Here is a 17017-nt window from a genome sequence, read left to right as displayed (position 1 = left end):
CCCTGCCGGTCAGTGGCCCTCCCGCTGTCCGGCTTTTATATAAACGATTGTCTATCGGTCGCATCTAGATTATTTATTTGTTATTAGTGATTGCCCTCCCTAATCTAGGCGACCATCACGATTAACCAACGCGTAGGAGAAGGCCACATGTCTGCCGCCAAGAAGTACTCCGCGGGCGTCAAGGATTACCGCGAAACATACTGGATGCCCGAATACACGCCGCTGGATACTGACCTGCTGGCGTGTTTCAAGATTACCCCGCAGCCCGGTATCGACCGCGAAGAAGCTGCCGCCGCTGTGGCAGCCGAGTCCTCCACCGGTACCTGGACCACGGTGTGGACCGACCTCCTGACCGACATGGATTACTACAAGGGTCGGGCGTACATGATCGAGGACGTCCCGGGTGACGACGAGTCCTTCTACGCGTTCATCGCCTACCCGATCGACCTGTTCGAAGAAGGCTCCATGGTGAACGTGTTCACCTCCCTGGTCGGTAACGTGTTCGGCTTCAAGGCCATACGCATGCTGCGCCTGGAAGACGTGCGCTTCCCGATCGCCTACGTGAAGACCTGTGGTGGTCCGCCCATGGGTATCCAGGTCGAGCGTGATCGCCTGAACAAGTACGGCCGCCCGATGCTGGGTTGCACCATCAAGCCGAAGCTGGGTCTGTCCGCGAAGAACTACGGCCGTGCCGTGTACGAGTGCCTGCGTGGCGGTCTCGACTTCACCAAGGACGACGAGAACATCAACTCCCAGCCGTTCATGCGCTGGCGTGACCGCTTCGATTTCGTCCAGGAAGCGACCGAAAAGGCCGAAGCAGAAACCGGCGAGCGCAAGGGTCACTACCTGAACGTCACCGCGCCGACCCCGGAAGAGATGTACAAGCGTGCCGAGTACGCCAAGGAAATTGGCGCGCCGATCATCATGCACGACTACATCACCGGCGGTTTCTGTGCCAACACGGGCCTGGCCAACTGGTGCCGCGACAACGGCATGCTGCTGCACATCCACCGTGCCATGCATGCGGTCATCGACCGTCATCCGAAGCACGGTATCCACTTCCGTGTGCTCGCCAAGATCCTGCGCCTGTCCGGTGGCGACCACCTCCACACCGGCACCGTGGTCGGCAAGCTGGAAGGCGACCGCGCGGCGACGCTCGGCTGGATTGACCTGCTGCGTGAATCCTTCATCCCGGAAGACCGCTCGCGCGGCATCTTCTTCGATCAGGACTGGGGTTCCATGCCGGGTGTGTTCGCCGTGGCCTCCGGTGGTATCCACGTCTGGCACATGCCGGCCCTGGTCGCGATCTTCGGTGACGACTCCGTGCTGCAGTTCGGTGGCGGCACCCTGGGCCACCCGTGGGGCAATGCTCCGGGCGCGACCGCCAACCGCGTGGCCGTCGAGGCCTGCGTCCAGGCGCGCAACGAGGGTCGCGAGATCGAGAAGGAAGGCAAGGAGATCCTGACCCAGGCCGCCCAGCACAGTCCCGAACTGAAGATCGCCATGGAAACGTGGAAGGAAATCAAGTTCGAGTTCGACACCACCGACAAGCTGGACGTCCAACACAAGTGATCGTCCGTGTGCGGGCGGCCTGAGTGGCTGCCCGCACCTTCAGAGAACAAGCGCATAGGATTAACGACATGTCCGATATTCAGAACTTCAAGCCGGTGCAGAAGTACGAGACCTTCTCTTACCTGCCCGAGATGAACGCCGATCAGGTTCGCCGTCAGATCGAGTACACGATTGCCCAGGGCTGGAACCCGGCGGTCGAGTACAGCGAAAAAGAACACGCCATGTCCAACTACTGGTACATGTGGAAGCTCCCGATGTTCGGCGAGCAGTCTGTCGAGGCCGTGCTGAGCGAGATCGAGCAGTGCCGCCGTGCCAACCCAGGCATGATGGTTCGCTTCCTCGCCTACGATAACTATGCCCAGAGCCAGGGCACGGCCTTCGTGGTCGATCGCGGTCGCTAATTAGGGCCCGTACCTGCCGGGTCCGCCTTCGGGCCCGGCAGTTCAGTAAAGCGTTATTTACCGTTGCTGCCGCCAACTGTAAGGAAGTGCCATGAGTAATCCGACATCTGCGTCTGAAGGTCTCTCGGGGCGTGAACGTGCCCTGGAACGGCGCAAAGCCATGTCTCGCAATGGCAAGGCTGCCGTGAAGTCGACCGACCAAACCAAAGGGAGCAGCCGCTCCGCTGGGGCTGCGCGAGATGCGCGCCAGGCGAAGGCGGACCCTGCCCCGGCACCCCAGGCGCGGGAGCCGGAGATGCACTCCAGTGAATCCTCGTCGCAGGTCTCCGTCGAGACCCGCGACACCACGCCCGAGCGCCGCCCGGAACCGGGCGCGCACACGGGCGTCTCGAATGGGCGCCAGGCCGCCCTTGAGCGGCGCCAGAAGATGGCGCGCCAGGGCAAGAAGGCTGTGGGCCGAACCAATACGCGTGCCCAGGCCGCGGGTGGCATGGCCCCCGCCGGCGCCGAGCGTTCGCGCCAGCTGGAAGCCCTGGCCCAGTCGCAGAACGTCGAGGTCGATTGCTCGAACATGAGCGGTCGCGAGATCTGCCGCCTGCGGCGTCAGGCGCTCTCCACGGAAGGCAAGAAGGCCGTTGCGCCGGAACCGCGCCGTGGGGATCGCATCAAGGGATCGGAGCCGGTGGCTGCGCCCGCCCAGGAATCCAAGAAGGACTGTGGTTGCGGCTGCAAGGGCGAGAAGGCCGAGCGCGATGCGTCGGTCAACACCGCCCCGAGCCGTGACGCCGCGGTGGTCGAGAGCGGCCTGGACCAGCTGTGCGACAAGGTCGAATCCGGGGGTGAGGCCGCTGGCCCGCATCCGATGATCTCGGAGGTTCGCGCGATCTGCATGGCGCGCCGGGATGCCATGGCGCAGACCGGCAAGAAGGCCCAGCGTCGGCGTTTTAACGGCGGTCAGGCTCGCGGCACCATGCCGCAGGAAGGCGCCTGGAAGGCCGCCAAGCGCCAAGGGATGTCCGCCCGCGAAGTCGCTCGGCAGCGCCGTGAAGAACTGTGCAAGCTGGGCCGTGGCTCGGCCGAGCCGGGGCGTCCCTGTGGCCGGCCGCGCCCTGTCGAGGGCGATGCGCCGCCGAAGGTTGAAGAGGGCACCACGCTGGCCGGCAGCCATGTAAGTGGCACGCAGGTCGAGCGTACCTCGGGCGTCACCGGCACGGAGGCGGGCAGCTGCTCTTCGATCACCGGCACCGAATACCTCGGGGTGGAGCACTACGAGCGGTACTGTGGTGCGCGGCCGGCCGGCAATCCGCCGAAGGTTGGCACGTCGCACACCGCGCACGGTCAGTCGGTCAGTGGCACCGAAGTTGGGCGGTCGAACCGTGTGACCGGCGACGAGCGTGGGTCCTGCGAGACGATCACCGGCACCGAATATCTCAGTACCGAACAATACGAAGGCTTCTGCGGCACGCGTCCGCAGGCCGGTCCGGCCCGCACGAGCGTGATGGTCACCCGTCACGGTGAAGGCGTGTCGGGCACTTCGGTCGGGCGCAGCCCGAGCGTGACCGGCGACGAAGCCGGCGCCTGCCGCGATGTGACCGGTACCGAATACCTGAACACCGCGAACAGCGAGGTTCCCTGCAACACGGGAAAGTCGAACGGGGCGCCGGCCAAGGTTGGCGTAATGCATACGCTTCGCGGTCGTGAACTGACCGGGTCCGAAGTCGGACGCTCCGTGAACGTAACCGGCAACGAATATGGCAGCTGCAAACCGGTGACCGGAACCGAATATCTCGGCACCGAGCAGTTCCAGGGCTTTTGCGGCACCCGCCCGGAACCCGCTGCGGCCAAGGTTCAGGAGTCGCACACCATGGAAGACCAGAGCGTGACCGGTGTGGCCGTGGGGCGTAGCCGGCATGTAACCGGTGACGAGCGCGGGTCCTGTGCCTCCCTGACCGGTACGCCGTATTACAACAAGTCCGACTTCGGCGATCTGTGCGAGCGGCCGGATGCCGGGGGCGTCCCCAAGGTGGGCGTAATGCACACGCTGCGGGGCCGCGAGGTTTCCGGTACCCAGGTGGATCATTCGATCCACGTGACGGGTGACGAATATGGTGGTTGCAAGCCGATCACCGGCACGGAATATGCCGGCTCCGAGCACTATGACGCCTTTTGTGGCGGTCATCGCCCGGAAGCCAGCCCGGAGAAAGTGACTGTGGGCCGTACCTGGAATCAGCAAATTGTGTCCGGCTCGGCGATCGGGCGTTCCTCGCGCGTCACCGGTGACGAATATGGTGCCTGCAAGCCGGTGAGCGGCACGGCCTATATCGGTCCGGATCAGTACGACCAGTTCTGCGACACGCAGGATTCGAGCGCGGCCGGTACGCGGGTGGCCGAACGTCATTCCACGCCGGGGCATTCGGTGTCCGGCAGCCAGCCGGGTTACGACAAGCGCGTCACCGGTACCGAACGGGGCGCCTGTCAGGACGTGTCCGGTTCCCCGTATGTGGGCGGTAACGAATTTGCCAAGAGCTGCGCCAGTGCTGCGAGCAGTCTCCATCCGCGTCTGCGCCCGGAAGGGATGGGCATGCAGGCCGCGCCGGCCCAGCCAGTGGCGCAAGCTGCTTCTCGCCCGATGCCCAACGCCGGCTTCAGCGTGGACACCCCGGCGCGGGTCGCCGCAGAGCGTCGGGAGCGCGTGACGGGGACCGCCTACGGCAGTAGCGGGAGCGTGACCGGGTCCATCAACAAGGCGATGGGTCTGGTGTCCGGTACCGAAGAGTTCCGGTATGGCGCCAGCAAGCAAGCAGCGGTCGTCGAGCCGGTGGAAGAAGGCGAGAAGGTCGGTGCCAACCGGGTGACCGTGAACGGCAGCAGCAATGGCGTCTCCATTACCGGCGACGACTGGGGGCGCGGTGACCACGTGACCGGGACCGAGGGCCTCTCGACGCGCCGCAACCAGACGCAGAAGGGCAACCCGCGTGGTGAAGGCCGCAGCGCGTATATCAATCGGGAACTCGAGCGCAAGGAAGTGCCCCCGAGCAGGATCACGGGTTCCTCCGGGAACAGCGACGCCGGTTCTCTGGTGACGCTGTCCGGCGGGGCGCGCGGTTAAGGACAGGCGAGGACTCTGAAGAACGTCATGGTGCGTGGTCGCCGCAAAAACAGCTCCATGGGCTCGCGCTTCGCGAAGTCCCGGATTGCGGCTGCGCGCGCAGCGGCGCCGAGCACTGCGGTCCCGGTGTCCGCGGTGCCGGCCTGCAGCTCGTCGTCTCCGGACATGACGCGTGAACTGACCGCGGGGCATGCGTTGGCGGATGTCCCGATGAACGAACGGCTGCACGCCTTCGAGCAGGGGTTCCGCGAGCGCTTTGCGCAGCTGGTTCCGGTGCTCAAGGAAGTGCATGCGCTGCAGCACGAGCGCGACTTCGAGGCGCGGGCGCAGGCGATCGTCGAGGAGCGCCTGGGGTACCAGCTGCCGCAAAAGGCGCTGGAGGATGCCTGGATCAACGATCTGGATACGCGCGAACTGTATCTGCACGGAACGTTCGAGCTGTTCGATCAGGTGGTCAACGAATACTGGGCGGGACGGGATGACCTGGTGGCCGAAGCGGATAGCGCGATTGCGTATTTCCTCGACTGCGACTTCCACGAAGTGGACATCTCGCCCTGCTCGGACGGGCGCCTGCTGGGCCTGCGGCGCTTCATCCTGCGCCTGCCGGATCTCGCGGTACGGGTGAAGAGCTACGCCGGGGCGCAGTTCGACATCGAGGAAGATGTGCGTCACTGGACCAAGCGCGAACTGCTGCGCTTTCGTGAGGGCCGGCCGACCACGGCCGATGTCCCCAGTCGCTATCTGAAGATTGCGGCTTACCACTACAGTGGCGCGGATCCGTTGCACCAGGGCTGCGCGGCGCACGGCAACAGCGAGCGCGATGCGGCGGACGGTGCCTTGCACCAGCTGCGCGCGTTTCGTCAGGCCATCGAGAACACCTACTGCTGTGGGGCCTCGGTCGACACGCTGCTGATCGGGGTGGATACCGATACGGATGCGATCAAGATTCACATCCCGGATGCGGATACGCGCATGAGCCTGTACCGCTTCGTGGAAAGCGCGGAGCTGTACCGGGCGACCCAGGGGCTGGACGAACAGACCGCATCGCTGCGGGTGTATCAGGCGATCCAGGATGCGATTCACCAGCAGGGCTGGGGACGCGGTAACGGCGCGCCGCATGAAGGGATGCTGCGACTGATCTCGCGGCTGCTGTTGAGCAACATTTCGCAGCTGGATTATGTGGCGCGCTATCACGGCGGCCACTACGCCGATGTCGGCCACCGCGAGCGCGTGATCATCGTGGGCCAGGAGATCGAGGAGATGCAGGTTCGCAATTTCGCGTACTTCGCCCACCTGGAGACGATGGAAGAGGGCGCCGAGGGGATGGATGTCGGCGTGAACAAGATTTTTCGGAAGCTGAATGTCGAGCGCGGCCTGCCGGTTCCGGTCGTGGTGCATTATCGCTACGACCGCAAGGTGCCGGGATCGCGGGAGCGGGTCGAGGCGCGTTGTCGCCGGATTCGCAACACGATCATGGATCGCTATCGCGACCTGGCTGAAAAGGGCCTGATCGGCTGCCACATGGTGATCCGCGACAAACGCAGCGGTAGCCGTCTGGAACCACTGGCCGCCTGACGCACACGGGAACGGGAATGAAGATCTGCAAGGTTGAGAAGACGCTGGTTTCGACCAACCGCATCCGCGATCTGGGGCACCGGCCGTTGCTGGTGGTTCAGGAAAAGGCGGGCGGGCCGCGCACCGTGGCGGTCGATGCGGTCGGCTGCGTGCCCGGGGACTGGGTCATCGTGGTGGGCAGCTCGGCGGCGCGTGAAGCGGCCGGTGACAAGTCCTACCCCAGTGACGCGACGATCGTCGGGATCATCGATTACTGGGAGGAGCAGTAGCTCCATGGAAATCATGCAGGTGCAGGATGAACTGGTGGTGACCCGTCGCGTCGACGGGCTGAGCACCATTTCGCTGCGCGTGCTGGTCGACCAGAAGGGCGCGCTGAGTGTGGCCGTGGATCCGGTCGGGGCGCATCCGGGCAACTGGGTGTTCACCATCAGCGGGTCAGCCGCGCGGCTTGCGCTGGACGACAACACTATCCAGACCGATCTCACGATCGGCGGCATCATCGACCACTGGGACGATGGTGGTAAGAAGACGGAAGGGTCGAAGGACGAGGCAGGACAAGACCAGACCGATGCACAGCGCTCTGCTGGTTCCCGCAAGGCGGCGTGAGCGTCATTTTTGTTTTAAAAAACCGTAAATCCAGGAGAGAAGACAATGGCAACTGAACGTTTTGGTGTGGCGCTGGGCATGATCGAGACCCGTGGTCTGGTACCGGCGATTGAAGCGGCCGATGCAATGACCAAGGCCTCCGAAGTGCGTCTGATCGGTCGCCAGTTCGTGGGTGGCGGCTACGTGACCGTGCTGGTCCGTGGCGAAACCGGTGCCGTGAACGCCGCTGTGCGTGCCGGTGCGGATTCCTGCGAGCGTGTGGGTGACGGCCTGGTGGCCGCGCACATCATCGCCCGTGTGCATTCCGAAGTGGAAAGCATCCTGCCCGAGCAGGTTGAAAAGTAAATCATCAGTAACGCTTGATAGGAGTTGAGTAATGGCTAGCGAAAACTTTGGTGTGGCCCTCGGCATGATCGAGACCCGCGGTCTGGTCCCGGCGATCGAAGCCGCGGACGCAATGACCAAGGCTTCCGAGGTGCGTCTGATCGGGCGTCAGTTCGTGGGTGGTGGCTACGTGACCGTGCTGGTCCGTGGCGAAACCGGTGCCGTGAACGCCGCTGTGCGTGCCGGTGCGGATTCCTGCGAGCGTGTCGGTGACGGCCTCGTGGCTGCCCACATCATTGCTCGCGTCCATTCCGAGGTGGAGAACATCCTCCCGGAAAAGCCGTAACTCACGGTAGTCGAACGCCGTCGGGTCCGTAACGGGCCCGACGGCTTTTTCAAGAAGAGGTAGATGATGGCTAACGAAATTTCTGGTGTGGCCCTTGGCATGATCGAGACCCGCGGTCTGGTCCCGGCGATCGAAGCCGCGGATGCGATGACCAAGGCCTCCGAGGTGCGTCTGATCGGTCGCCAGTTCGTCGGTGGCGGCTACGTGACCGTGCTGGTCCGTGGCGAAACCGGTGCCGTGAACGCGGCGGTGCGTGCGGGCGCGGATTCTTGCGAGCGTGTGGGTGACGGCCTGGTGGCCGCGCACATCATTGCGCGCGTGCATTCGGAAGTGGAAGGCATCCTGCCGACGGCCCCGACCGCCAGCGGTTCGGCCAGCTGAGGCAACATCCATGTCCGATCCACGGATCGTGGGGTACCTGAACCGGGCGGTGGCACATGAGCTGTCGGCGGTCCAGCAGTACCTGGCCCAGGCGCGCTTGACCGCGATGTGGGGAATGACCGACGTAAGCGACTGCCTGCGTCGGGACGCCCAGGAAGAGCTGGATCATGCGGATCGCTTCATGACTCGCATGTTTCACTATGGGGTGGCGCCGAACGGCAGCCAGCTGGCGCCGGTGCGGCTTGGCCGCTCCATGGCCGAACTTTTGGCGCGCTCGCGCGAGCTGGAGATGGAGGCGATTCGTCTGTACGACGAAGCAGCCGTCTATTGCCGGCGCGTCGGTGCGGTGGATGATGCGGCGCTGTTCGAGAGCATCCTCGAGGATGAACTGGAACACGTGCGCGAGATCGATGCCCAGGGCAGCACCGCGTGACGAGCGCGGACGCGGCAACACAAGCGGAGTAGGCAATGGCGGATACCGATCTCGTGGTTCCGGCCGGGTGGGAACCCGGCAAGGGGACCTCGGCGTCCATGAGCAAACAGTTCACGTTCGACCGCTACGGCATCACGCGGAAGTTTCTAGACCACGTGGCCGAGCTGTCGGAGCAGGATGGTTATCATCCGAACATCAGCTTCGGCACGACCTACGTGAACATCACGATCGACGCCCGTGATGGCGAACAGCTTGGGGAAGGCGACAAGGCCTTTGCCCTTGAAGTCGACCGCCTGGCCGATGCCACCACCGGCTGAGCCGGGGGATTCTTGATGGGCCGGGTTGAGCCCGGTCCCCTTCCGCAGGAGGCTGTTGCGTGGGTTCGAGGGTAATCGCGGTAGTCAATCAGAAGGGCGGCACTGGCAAGACCACCCTGACCATGAACCTGGCCGCAGGGCTGGCCCGGCGGGGCCGCACGCTAGTGGTCGATGCCGACCCGCAGGGTTCGGCCGGTCAATGGGCCCGCATGGCCTCCGAGGATCGCCCGTTCGCGGCGTCGGTGTTCGCGGTTGCCGGCCCCCTCGATCGCGAGTTGAAGGCCCTGCGCAAGGACTATGACCACATCGTGGTGGATTGCCCGCCGACGCTTGAGGGCGGGGCCGTCACTGGTGCCCTGGCGGCCGCGGACGAGGTCCTGATCCCAGTGCTTCCGTCGCCGGTGGATCTGTGGGGTAGCGTCCGTATGGGGCGCGGGCTTGAAGAGGCCAAGCTCAGGAATCCCGCCCTGCGCCCCTACATCGTGATTAACCAGCTCGAAGTCCGCAGTGCGCTGTCGCGTGCGATGAAGCATGCACTGATGGAGATCGACATCCCCGCCCTGGAGCAGTCACTCCGCCGGCGGGCCATATATCGGCGTTCTGCGCTGGAAGGCTGTTCCGTCTTTGATCTGGGCAAGCCGGGCGAGGCGGCGGCGGCGGAGATCGAAGCCATCATCGAGGAGGTGTCGCAATGAGCAATCTGCAAGACAAGCTGGCAGCCGGCGTGCGCAGCGCGCGCGAGGACCAGGACAAGGACAAGACCCCGGACAGCACGGTCAAGGCCGACGCGCCGGCCGCGGCACAGAAGGACACCAGCCAGGAGCCGGCGAGCAGCAGCCCGCGGGCTGCCGCGAGTACCAAGGCGGCCGCCACCAAGAAGGCGGCGACCACGACCCGCAAGGCTCCGGCCCGCAAGGCGGCCACGGCGCGCAAGAAGCCGGCAACGACGAGGAAGACGGGGACGACCGCCCAGTCGACCCAGGCCAAGGCAACTCCGGCCCGGAAAAAGCCGGCTGCAAAGAAGGAGCCGAAGGCGAACAAGGGCGGCAGCGCGTTGCATCCGGATCGGGTCTGGCCTGACTGAGGCCGATGCGTGCCGGTGGCCGGGGCTTGCGCCCCGGCCTTTCTGATTGAGGAGTCGAAACATGCAGGACGAACTACGCGATCACCTGATCACCGAGGAGCCTTACTATCAGTCCACGGCGGATGAGGTGGAGCTGTACGAGGCTGCCTATTCGGTGCGCATGCCGATGATGCTCAAGGGCCCCACGGGTTGCGGCAAGACGCGCTTTGTCGAGCACATGGCCTGGAAGCTGCGCAAGCCGCTGATTACCGTCTCGTGTAACGAGGACATGACCGCCTCGGATCTGGTGGGGCGCTATCTGTTGGATGCCAACGGCACGCGCTGGCAGGACGGCCCGCTGACCCAGGCGGCACGCCACGGGGCGATCTGCTACCTCGACGAGATCGTCGAGGCGCGCCAGGATACGACCGTCGTGATCCACCCGCTGACCGACAATCGTCGCATGCTGCCGCTGGAGAAGAAGGGCGAGATGGTCGAGGCGCATCCGGATTTTCAGGTGGTGATCTCGTACAACCCGGGCTACCAGAGCCTGATGAAGGACCTGAAAGAGTCGACCAAGCAGCGCTTCGGCGCGCTGGACTTCAACTACCCGGATCACGCAACCGAAACCCGGATTGTGGTCCACGAAGGCGGGGTCAACGAGGATATGGCCAGCAAGCTGGTCAGCGTCGCGGAGCGCGCGCGCAATCTGAAGGGCCACGGGCTGGACGAGGGGATCTCGACCCGAATGCTGGTGTACGCCGCGTCGCTGATTGCCAAGGGCGTCGCGCCGCTCGCCGCGTGCCGTATGGCCCTGGTGCGTCCGATCACGGACGACCCCGATATGCGCGACGCGCTCGACTCTGCCGTCACGACGTTCTTCTAGGCGCATGCGCCGAACACGATGAGCATCCATCTGGAGGAATACCAGGACCTCCTCGAGGACCTCGGGGGGCAGGCCGCCGAGGTCCTCGAGGCCTCGTGGCAGGAAGCGACGCGGGCCTTCAGTACAGGTGGTCTGAAGCGCTACTACCTGGAAGGCGCACGCAGCCTGCACTCTCTGGGGCGAGGTTCGGAGATGGTCGTGGCGTTCGTCCAAGAGGCGCCGGATCTGGCGCAGGAGCTGGGCGAGGATGCGGTCGGCGACCTGGTGAGCTCGGCGATCAAGATGTACTCCAAGACCAGCGGCGCGGTGATCACGCTGTTGATCTCCACCAGCCCGATTGCGGCGCGACGCCTGGGTGACCTGCGCCTGTTCGGGGGATATCTGCGCCTGGTCGACAACCTGTTGGGGCAGGCGCCACGCGGCGTTCGGCCGATGCTTGAACACCTCGACGAGTTGCTATCGCAACTGACGCTGGGTGGGTTGCGCCGTTGGGCGACCTGGGGCGCGCAGGCCCACCGTACCGACCTCGAGGAACAGATCGCCTATTTTGGTCTGGAATCGCCCGAGTCCCGTTCGGTATTCCAGAAAGAGCGACGCGGCACGCTGTTCGTGGATGTGCAGCGGCGCATCAACCTCTACCTGCGTTCGCTCTGGGCGCGCGATTTCTTCATGCGGCCGACGAGTGGCGACTTTGAATCCCGTGAGGGTTACAAGCCCTACATCGAGGGCTTCACGATCTTCCTGCCGGATGCCTTCGACGACTGGGAAGGCCTGACCGGGCTCGATCTCTACCGTGCGGCGGCGGCCCATGCCGCGGCCCATGTGGTCTACACGCGGGAAATGCAGCCAGAGGAGGCGCCGCGCGGCGTGACCGGCGTGTTGACCGAGTTGTTCGAGGATGCCCGCGTGGAGGCCCTGGCAAGCCAGGGTTTCCCGGGTTTGCGCAACCTCTGGACACCCCTGCATACCGCGACCCCGGACGACGGTGAAGCGCCGCAAGCCCTGCTGGCCCGCACCGCACGGGCCCTGCTGGACCCGGACTACCGCGACGACCATCCGTTCGTGACCAGGGCCCGTGCGGCGCTGGCCGAACGGACGGAGGATCTCGAGGCCCCCGGCCTGGCGCGCGCCCTGGCCGAGGCCCTGGCGCCGGAATTTCCGGAGCAGGGCTACATGAACCCGCGGCAGGTCGCGCCGGATGTGCTCTACCGTGACGACAATCGCTACATGTGGGCGTTCGGGCGCGAGGAAGACGACTTCGAGACGCTGATGGCCAGCGGTTCGAACCAGGAACGCGTCTACGTGACCCCCATGGAGATGATCAACACCCTCGATGTCCCTGGCGCTGGGGACGATGCCCAGATGATCATGGTGCTGGCGACCGAATGGTTCCGGGACGGCGAAGAGGAAAGCATCAACCAGCAGGAGGGCAAGGAGCCGATCTCGCTGCCCTACCACTACCACGAGTGGGACTACCAGATGCAGCTGGAACGGCCGCACTGGGTCACCCTGCTGGAGCGGCGTCCGCAGAAGGGCGACGTGGCCGAGATCGACGCGATTAACGAAAAGCACAAGCCGCTGATCTCGCGCCTGAAGTTCCTGATCGAGGCGATGCAACCGCAGGGCGTCCAGCGTCTGCGCAAGCAGGCCGAGGGCGACGAGCTGGACTTGAACGCGCTGGTCGATGCACAGATCGATCTGCGCATGCGGCGGCAGCCGGACGAGCGCATCTACGTGCGCAATATCCGCCAGGTGCGCGATCTGTCGGTGCTGGTGCTGCTGGATCTGTCCGAGTCCACCAACGAGATGGTCCAGGGTACGGACACCAGTGTGGTACAGCTGGCGCGCGAGGCTACCGCTCTGCTGGGCGGGGCAATCTCCAAGATTGGCGACCCCTTCGCCATCCACGGCTTTGCCTCGGATGGTCGCCACGATGTCGAGTACTACCGCTTCAAGGACTTCGGCGCCCCCTACGACGATCACGCCCGGGCACGACTGGCCGGGATGAAGGGACAGCTCTCCACTCGCATGGGCGCGGCCGTTCGGCATGCCGGGCATCTGCTGCAGCAACAGGGGACGCAGAAGAAGCTGTTGCTGATCGTGACCGACGGCGAGCCGGCGGATACCGATGTGCGCGACCCGCAGTACCTGCGTCAGGACGCGAAGCGTGCGGTGGAAGAGGTGGGCAAGAACGGCGTCTACAGCTTCTGTATCAGCCTGGACCCGAACGCCGACGAGTACGTCGAACGGATCTTCGGGGCACAGCACTTCATGGTGCTGGATCGTATCGAACGGCTCCCGGAAAAGCTGCCGATGCTGTACGCCGGTCTCACCCGGTAGGGGGCACGGGCACTAACATGGCCAGGAAAGGGACCGGCACGACACCGCAGAAGGAGTCCGGCCTTCCGCAGGTGATGCTGAAATCCGAACTGCCGGCGCACCTGATCCGGCACGCCACCCTGCGCCAGCTGCAGGTGTTCGAAGCGATCGTGCGCCTGGGTAGCTTTACCCGTGCGGCGGAAGAGCTTTACCTGACCCAGCCCACCGTCTCCATCCAGATCAAGAAGCTCTCCGGCGCCCTCGGCCTGCCGCTGTTCGAGTACGTTGGGCGCAAGGCCTTCCCCACCGAGGTCGGGCTGTTGCTGTACGACACCTGCCGCGAGATGCTCGGCGCGCTGACCAACCTGGAGATGAAGCTCGCGGAAATGCACGGGCTCAAGCGGGGGCGGCTGCGCCTGGCGGTGATCACCACCGCGCAGTACTTCGCGCCGACGATCCTCGGGCAGTTCGCCAAGCGCTATCCGGACATTGAACTGTCGCTGGAGGTCAGCAACTTCGACCGTGTGCTGCAGCGCCTGGCCAACAACGATGACGATCTGTACATCATTGGACACGTGCCCGAGCGGCTGACCGACATCGCGGTGTATCCGTTCGCGCCGAACCCGCTGGTGGTGATGGCCAGCCGCGATCACCCGCTCGTCGGACAGCGCAACATCCCGATCGAACGCCTGGAACAGGAGACGTTCCTGATGCGCGAGCCGGGCTCCGGGATCCGCGAGGCAACGCTCAAGCTGTTCCAGGAGCACGGGATCAGCCCGACGGTGCGCATGGAGCTCGGCTCCAACGAGGCGATCAAGCAGGCGGTAATCGGCGGCCTGGGGATTGCGGTGCTGTCGTTGCACACCCTCAGCGCGGAGGGGGCGGGCGGGCCGGTAGCACTGCTGGATGTGGAGCACTTCCCGATTCACCGCCAGTGGCACATCGTTCACCCCAGGCAGAAGGTCCTGTCGGTGGTCGCGCAGACCTTTCTCGACTTCGCGATCCAGGACGAGGCGCGCGTGCGCGGCCAGGTCGAGGATCTCCTTGCGGCCTTCAAGGCCCAGGCGAGCTGACCACAAGAGGTCATTGCAAGCGCAGCGGCCCAATCTGCAGGGGGGCGCTGACAGCGGACTCATTCGGGGCGAGCCCGGAATGACAGGCCCGGGAGCGTACCTTACAATTCACGGATTACCCGGCCGCTAACGGCCGAACTCGGAGATCAGTCAGTGACCACGAGCAGCCGACCGCGTATCAGCGGCACCCAGTTCATCAACGCCGACCAGGCGCCGCGCGCGCGCCTGAGCCTGAGTGCCTCGCACCGCGATCAACACCATCCGGTGACCGGGACCGGCGGTGACCCCCGGTTCGGCGCGATCGATACCCCAGCCAACGAGAGCTGCGTGGTCTGTGCGCCGGCGACCCGCCGACTGGCCGAGGAACTGTTCGAGGGCTGGAACGCGGCCCTGCAGACGGGTGATGCGCGCAAGGTCGCCGAGCGCTATGCCGAGGACGCTGTTCTGCTCCCGACCGTCTCCAACGTCCCGCGCACCACGCACGCCGAGATCCAGGACTACTTCGAGCACTTCCTGGAGAAGAAGCCCTTTGGGACGATCAACACCCGTAACGTGAAGCTTGGCTGCAACAAGCTCACGGATGCCGGCACCTACACCTTTCGCGTGACGGATGGCGGTGAGACCAAGGAAGTCCCCGCGCGCTACACCTTCGTCTACGAGAACCGTGACGGGGGATGGAAGATCGTCCATCACCACTCCTCGATGATGCCGACCGCCTGAAGAGGGTGTCTCCCCAGTCCGGAGGCCTTTCGGGCCTCGGGCACCACTTAACGTGAGTTGACTGTTCTCAACGCTCCCGGCTTCGCTCCAGCGCCCGCGCGAGCTTGATGCCGCTCGAAATCAGGCCGACGTGGCTGAACGCCTGCGGGAAGTTGCCGAGGAAATTGCCGCTAGCGGGGTCGATCTGTTCCGGGAGCAGACCCAGCGCATTGGTGCGGTCGCACAGGGAGTCGTATAGCGCCTGGGCCTCCTCCAGTCGACCCTGCCCGACCAGATTGTCGACCAGCCAGAAGCTGCACAGCACAAACGCACCCTCGTGCCCGGGCAGTCCGTCCGGGGATTCCTCCGGCAGATAGCGGTAGAGCAGGCCGTTGCCGGCACCCAGGCGCCGGACGACGGCCACGGTAGTGGCCACCATCTTCGGGTGATCCGCGGGGATGACGCCGCGTCCGGGTAGTGCCAGCAGACTCGCGTCGATGCCGCCGCCGCCCAGATGTTCGGTCAGGCTCTGGAGTTCGGGGTCCCAGGCCTGTTCCAGGATCGCCTCGTGGATCTGCCGCGCCTCGGAGCGCCAGAGGGCGCTGTCCCCGCCCATTCCATTGTGCTCGGCCAGCGCGGCTCCGCGCTCCAGGGCCACCGCGCACAGGGCGGCGGAGTAGGTAAACGGTCGTCCGGCTGTGCGCACTTCCCAGATCCCGTGGTCGGGGTTTTTCCATTCGGTCTTGGCGGACTCGACCAGGCGCCGCAGGCGCTGCCACAGGTGATCGTCCAGCGTGCCGCCCCAGCGTACCCAGCGCCAGGCGCAATCGAGGATCTCCCCGAACACGTCATGCTGGCGCTGTTCGACCGCGCCGTTCCCCCAGCGAACGGGTCCCGAACCACGGTAGCCCTCCAGTTCGGGATCGCTGCGCTCCGGTTGCGGGAGGTGGCCGTCCACGTCGTACAGCACCCGGGGCCAGCCCGCGCGATCGACGGCGTCCAGGGCCCAGCCGATAAACCCGGCGGCCTCGTGGGTCATGCCGATGTCGCTCATCGCATACACCGAGAACGCCGCATCGCGGATCCACGCGTAGCGGTAATCCCAGTTGCGCGGGCCGCCGATCGCCTCCGGCAGGGAGGATGTCGGTGCCGCGATCATGGCCCCGGTCGCGGTGTAGTCCATCTGCTTGAGGGTGACAGCCGAGCGGCGGACGAGGTCCTCGCGAGGCCCTTCATAGCTGAAGTGCGTCATCCAGCGTCGCCAGACCAGCAGGGTGGCCTCGAGCAGGTCCTGCGGGGTGCGGGGCTGGAACCGATGCGTATGCGGCCCCCACCCGAGGAGCACGTGATGCTGCTCCCCGGCCTCCAGTTCATGCAGGCTGTCCGCGTCCTCCAGCGGCAGGGACGAGCTCAGGGCCAGTTCCAGGTCGGGCTGGCGGTGCAACGCCAGGCCCAGCCCGGCCCCGTGCGGATACAAATCCGCCCCGCCCCGGGGAGTAACGCGGACCCGCAGGTGTACCCGGCCCTCCAGCACCTCGATCCGGCGAAGCAGCTCATTCCGTCCGGCGGGTGCGTCCTCCGAGAGGTCGGCCCCTGCGCGCAGGGGCAGACAGTCGGTCACCCGGACGCGCCCCTCTGGTCCGGTCATCTCGGTGATCAGGACGGCGGTATCCGGAATATAGCGCTGGTGCGAGGTGACCAGGGGTTCCGGGGCCACGGTGAAGGCGCCGCCGCGCTGGTGATCCAGCAGCGCGCAGAACAAGGGTTCGGAGTCAAAGCGGGGGACGCACATCCAGGGGATGGTCCCGTCGCGACCGACCAGGGCGGCAGTCGTGCAGTTCCCGATCAGGCCGTGCTCCTCGATCGGCAGGTAGCCGTCAATGCGGTGTACGGGGCGGTCGGATACGGTCACT

At 65.3% G+C, this 17017-nt stretch carries 18 protein-coding genes; 17 read left to right on the top strand and 1 reads right to left on the bottom strand.

Annotated features, from left to right (window positions below; all coding sequences use genetic code 11):
- Nucleotides 1–147 precede the first annotated feature (147 nt).
- The 17 genes from D573_RS0105340 (at nt 148) to D573_RS0105255 (ending at nt 15125) form a co-directional block, all read left to right on the top strand.
- Nucleotides 148–1572 (top strand): form I ribulose bisphosphate carboxylase large subunit, encoded by a 1425-nt coding sequence (locus tag D573_RS0105340; RefSeq protein ID WP_018144355.1) that lies wholly within the window; start codon nt 148–150, stop codon nt 1570–1572.
- Between the two features lie 68 nt (nt 1573–1640).
- Nucleotides 1641–1973: a ribulose bisphosphate carboxylase small subunit gene (locus D573_RS0105335; protein WP_018144354.1), complete on the top strand. Its 333-nt coding sequence runs from the start codon at nt 1641–1643 to the stop codon at nt 1971–1973.
- A 160-nt stretch (nt 1974–2133) separates the two neighbouring features.
- The gene (locus D573_RS0105330; protein ID WP_026287919.1) at nt 2134–5082 is read left to right on the top strand and encodes a CsoS2 family carboxysome shell protein; all 2949 of its coding nucleotides are present in this window, start codon (nt 2134–2136) and stop codon (nt 5080–5082) included.
- Between the two features lie 165 nt (nt 5083–5247).
- On the top strand, nt 5248–6657 hold the full coding sequence (locus D573_RS0105320; protein WP_018937834.1) for a carboxysome shell carbonic anhydrase: 1410 nt from the start codon (nt 5248–5250) through the stop codon (nt 6655–6657).
- 17 nt (nt 6658–6674) lie between these two features.
- Entirely contained in the window at nt 6675–6926 is a 252-nt protein-coding gene (locus D573_RS0105315; protein ID WP_017940626.1) for a carboxysome peptide A, read from the top strand.
- Between the two features lie 4 nt (nt 6927–6930).
- Entirely contained in the window at nt 6931–7263 is a 333-nt protein-coding gene (locus D573_RS0105310; RefSeq protein WP_018144350.1) for a carboxysome peptide B, read from the top strand.
- A 45-nt stretch (nt 7264–7308) separates the two neighbouring features.
- Nucleotides 7309–7608 (top strand): BMC domain-containing protein, encoded by a 300-nt coding sequence (locus D573_RS0105305; protein WP_012982275.1) that lies wholly within the window; start codon nt 7309–7311, stop codon nt 7606–7608.
- Nucleotides 7609–7639: 31 nt separating this feature from the next.
- The gene (locus tag D573_RS0105300; RefSeq protein WP_012982276.1) at nt 7640–7933 is read left to right on the top strand and encodes a BMC domain-containing protein; all 294 of its coding nucleotides are present in this window, start codon (nt 7640–7642) and stop codon (nt 7931–7933) included.
- A 66-nt stretch (nt 7934–7999) separates the two neighbouring features.
- Entirely contained in the window at nt 8000–8314 is a 315-nt protein-coding gene (locus D573_RS0105295) for a BMC domain-containing protein (RefSeq protein ID WP_026182021.1), read from the top strand.
- Between the two features lie 10 nt (nt 8315–8324).
- Entirely contained in the window at nt 8325–8747 is a 423-nt protein-coding gene (locus D573_RS0105290; RefSeq protein ID WP_018144348.1) for a bacterioferritin, read from the top strand.
- Between the two features lie 35 nt (nt 8748–8782).
- The gene (locus D573_RS0105285; RefSeq protein WP_018168599.1) at nt 8783–9064 is read left to right on the top strand and encodes a 4a-hydroxytetrahydrobiopterin dehydratase; all 282 of its coding nucleotides are present in this window, start codon (nt 8783–8785) and stop codon (nt 9062–9064) included.
- A 59-nt stretch (nt 9065–9123) separates the two neighbouring features.
- Nucleotides 9124–9759 (top strand): ParA family partition ATPase, encoded by a 636-nt coding sequence (gene parA, locus D573_RS0105280; protein WP_018168600.1) that lies wholly within the window; start codon nt 9124–9126, stop codon nt 9757–9759.
- A complete protein-coding gene (locus D573_RS0105275) occupies nt 9756–10148 on the top strand; it encodes a hypothetical protein (protein ID WP_018937833.1) in 393 nt (130 codons plus the stop codon). Before parA ends, D573_RS0105275 begins: the two co-directional genes overlap by 4 nt.
- A gap of 61 nt (nt 10149–10209) precedes the next feature.
- Nucleotides 10210–11013: a CbbQ/NirQ/NorQ/GpvN family protein gene (locus D573_RS0105270; RefSeq protein WP_018144344.1), complete on the top strand. Its 804-nt coding sequence runs from the start codon at nt 10210–10212 to the stop codon at nt 11011–11013.
- Between the two features lie 18 nt (nt 11014–11031).
- A complete protein-coding gene (locus tag D573_RS0105265) occupies nt 11032–13353 on the top strand; it encodes a nitric oxide reductase activation protein NorD (protein ID WP_018937832.1) in 2322 nt (773 codons plus the stop codon).
- A 74-nt stretch (nt 13354–13427) separates the two neighbouring features.
- Nucleotides 13428–14405 (top strand): LysR family transcriptional regulator, encoded by a 978-nt coding sequence (locus D573_RS0105260; RefSeq protein ID WP_018168603.1) that lies wholly within the window; start codon nt 13428–13430, stop codon nt 14403–14405.
- Nucleotides 14406–14558: 153 nt separating this feature from the next.
- Nucleotides 14559–15125 (top strand): SgcJ/EcaC family oxidoreductase, encoded by a 567-nt coding sequence (locus tag D573_RS0105255; RefSeq protein WP_018168604.1) that lies wholly within the window; start codon nt 14559–14561, stop codon nt 15123–15125.
- A 67-nt stretch (nt 15126–15192) separates the two neighbouring features.
- Here the strand turns inward: D573_RS0105255 and D573_RS0105250 are convergent, their stop codons facing one another.
- Nucleotides 15193–17016: a glycoside hydrolase family 15 protein gene (locus D573_RS0105250; RefSeq protein ID WP_018937831.1), complete on the bottom strand. Its 1824-nt coding sequence runs from the start codon at nt 17014–17016 to the stop codon at nt 15193–15195.
- Nucleotide 17017: the final 1 nt, after the last annotated feature.

This window comes from Thioalkalivibrio sp. AKL9 (genome assembly GCF_000377825.1).
Classification (GTDB): Bacteria; Pseudomonadota; Gammaproteobacteria; order Ectothiorhodospirales; family Ectothiorhodospiraceae; genus Thioalkalivibrio; species Thioalkalivibrio versutus.
The sequence above is the reverse complement of the archived record's forward strand: the minus strand, read 5'-3'. Positions and strand labels throughout refer to the sequence as shown.

Excerpts from the sequence above, each read along its gene's own strand:
- D573_RS0105340 (WP_018144355.1), top strand. The coding sequence starts at position 148 with ATGTCTGCCGCCAAGAAGTACTCCGCGGGCGTCAAGGATTACCGCGAA.
- D573_RS0105335 (WP_018144354.1), top strand. The coding sequence starts at position 1,641 with ATGTCCGATATTCAGAACTTCAAGCCGGTGCAGAAGTACGAGACCTTC.
- D573_RS0105330 (WP_026287919.1), top strand. The coding sequence starts at position 2,134 with ATGTCTCGCAATGGCAAGGCTGCCGTGAAGTCGACCGACCAAACCAAA.
- D573_RS0105320 (WP_018937834.1), top strand. The coding sequence starts at position 5,248 with ATGACGCGTGAACTGACCGCGGGGCATGCGTTGGCGGATGTCCCGATG.
- D573_RS0105315 (WP_017940626.1), top strand. The coding sequence starts at position 6,675 with ATGAAGATCTGCAAGGTTGAGAAGACGCTGGTTTCGACCAACCGCATC.
- D573_RS0105310 (WP_018144350.1), top strand. The coding sequence starts at position 6,931 with ATGGAAATCATGCAGGTGCAGGATGAACTGGTGGTGACCCGTCGCGTC.
- D573_RS0105305 (WP_012982275.1), top strand. The coding sequence starts at position 7,309 with ATGGCAACTGAACGTTTTGGTGTGGCGCTGGGCATGATCGAGACCCGT.
- D573_RS0105300 (WP_012982276.1), top strand. The coding sequence starts at position 7,640 with ATGGCTAGCGAAAACTTTGGTGTGGCCCTCGGCATGATCGAGACCCGC.
- D573_RS0105295 (WP_026182021.1), top strand. The coding sequence starts at position 8,000 with ATGGCTAACGAAATTTCTGGTGTGGCCCTTGGCATGATCGAGACCCGC.
- D573_RS0105290 (WP_018144348.1), top strand. The coding sequence starts at position 8,325 with ATGTCCGATCCACGGATCGTGGGGTACCTGAACCGGGCGGTGGCACAT.
- D573_RS0105285 (WP_018168599.1), top strand. The coding sequence starts at position 8,783 with ATGGCGGATACCGATCTCGTGGTTCCGGCCGGGTGGGAACCCGGCAAG.
- D573_RS0105275 (WP_018937833.1), top strand. The coding sequence starts at position 9,756 with ATGAGCAATCTGCAAGACAAGCTGGCAGCCGGCGTGCGCAGCGCGCGC.
- D573_RS0105270 (WP_018144344.1), top strand. The coding sequence starts at position 10,210 with ATGCAGGACGAACTACGCGATCACCTGATCACCGAGGAGCCTTACTAT.
- D573_RS0105265 (WP_018937832.1), top strand. The coding sequence starts at position 11,032 with ATGAGCATCCATCTGGAGGAATACCAGGACCTCCTCGAGGACCTCGGG.
- D573_RS0105260 (WP_018168603.1), top strand. The coding sequence starts at position 13,428 with ATGCTGAAATCCGAACTGCCGGCGCACCTGATCCGGCACGCCACCCTG.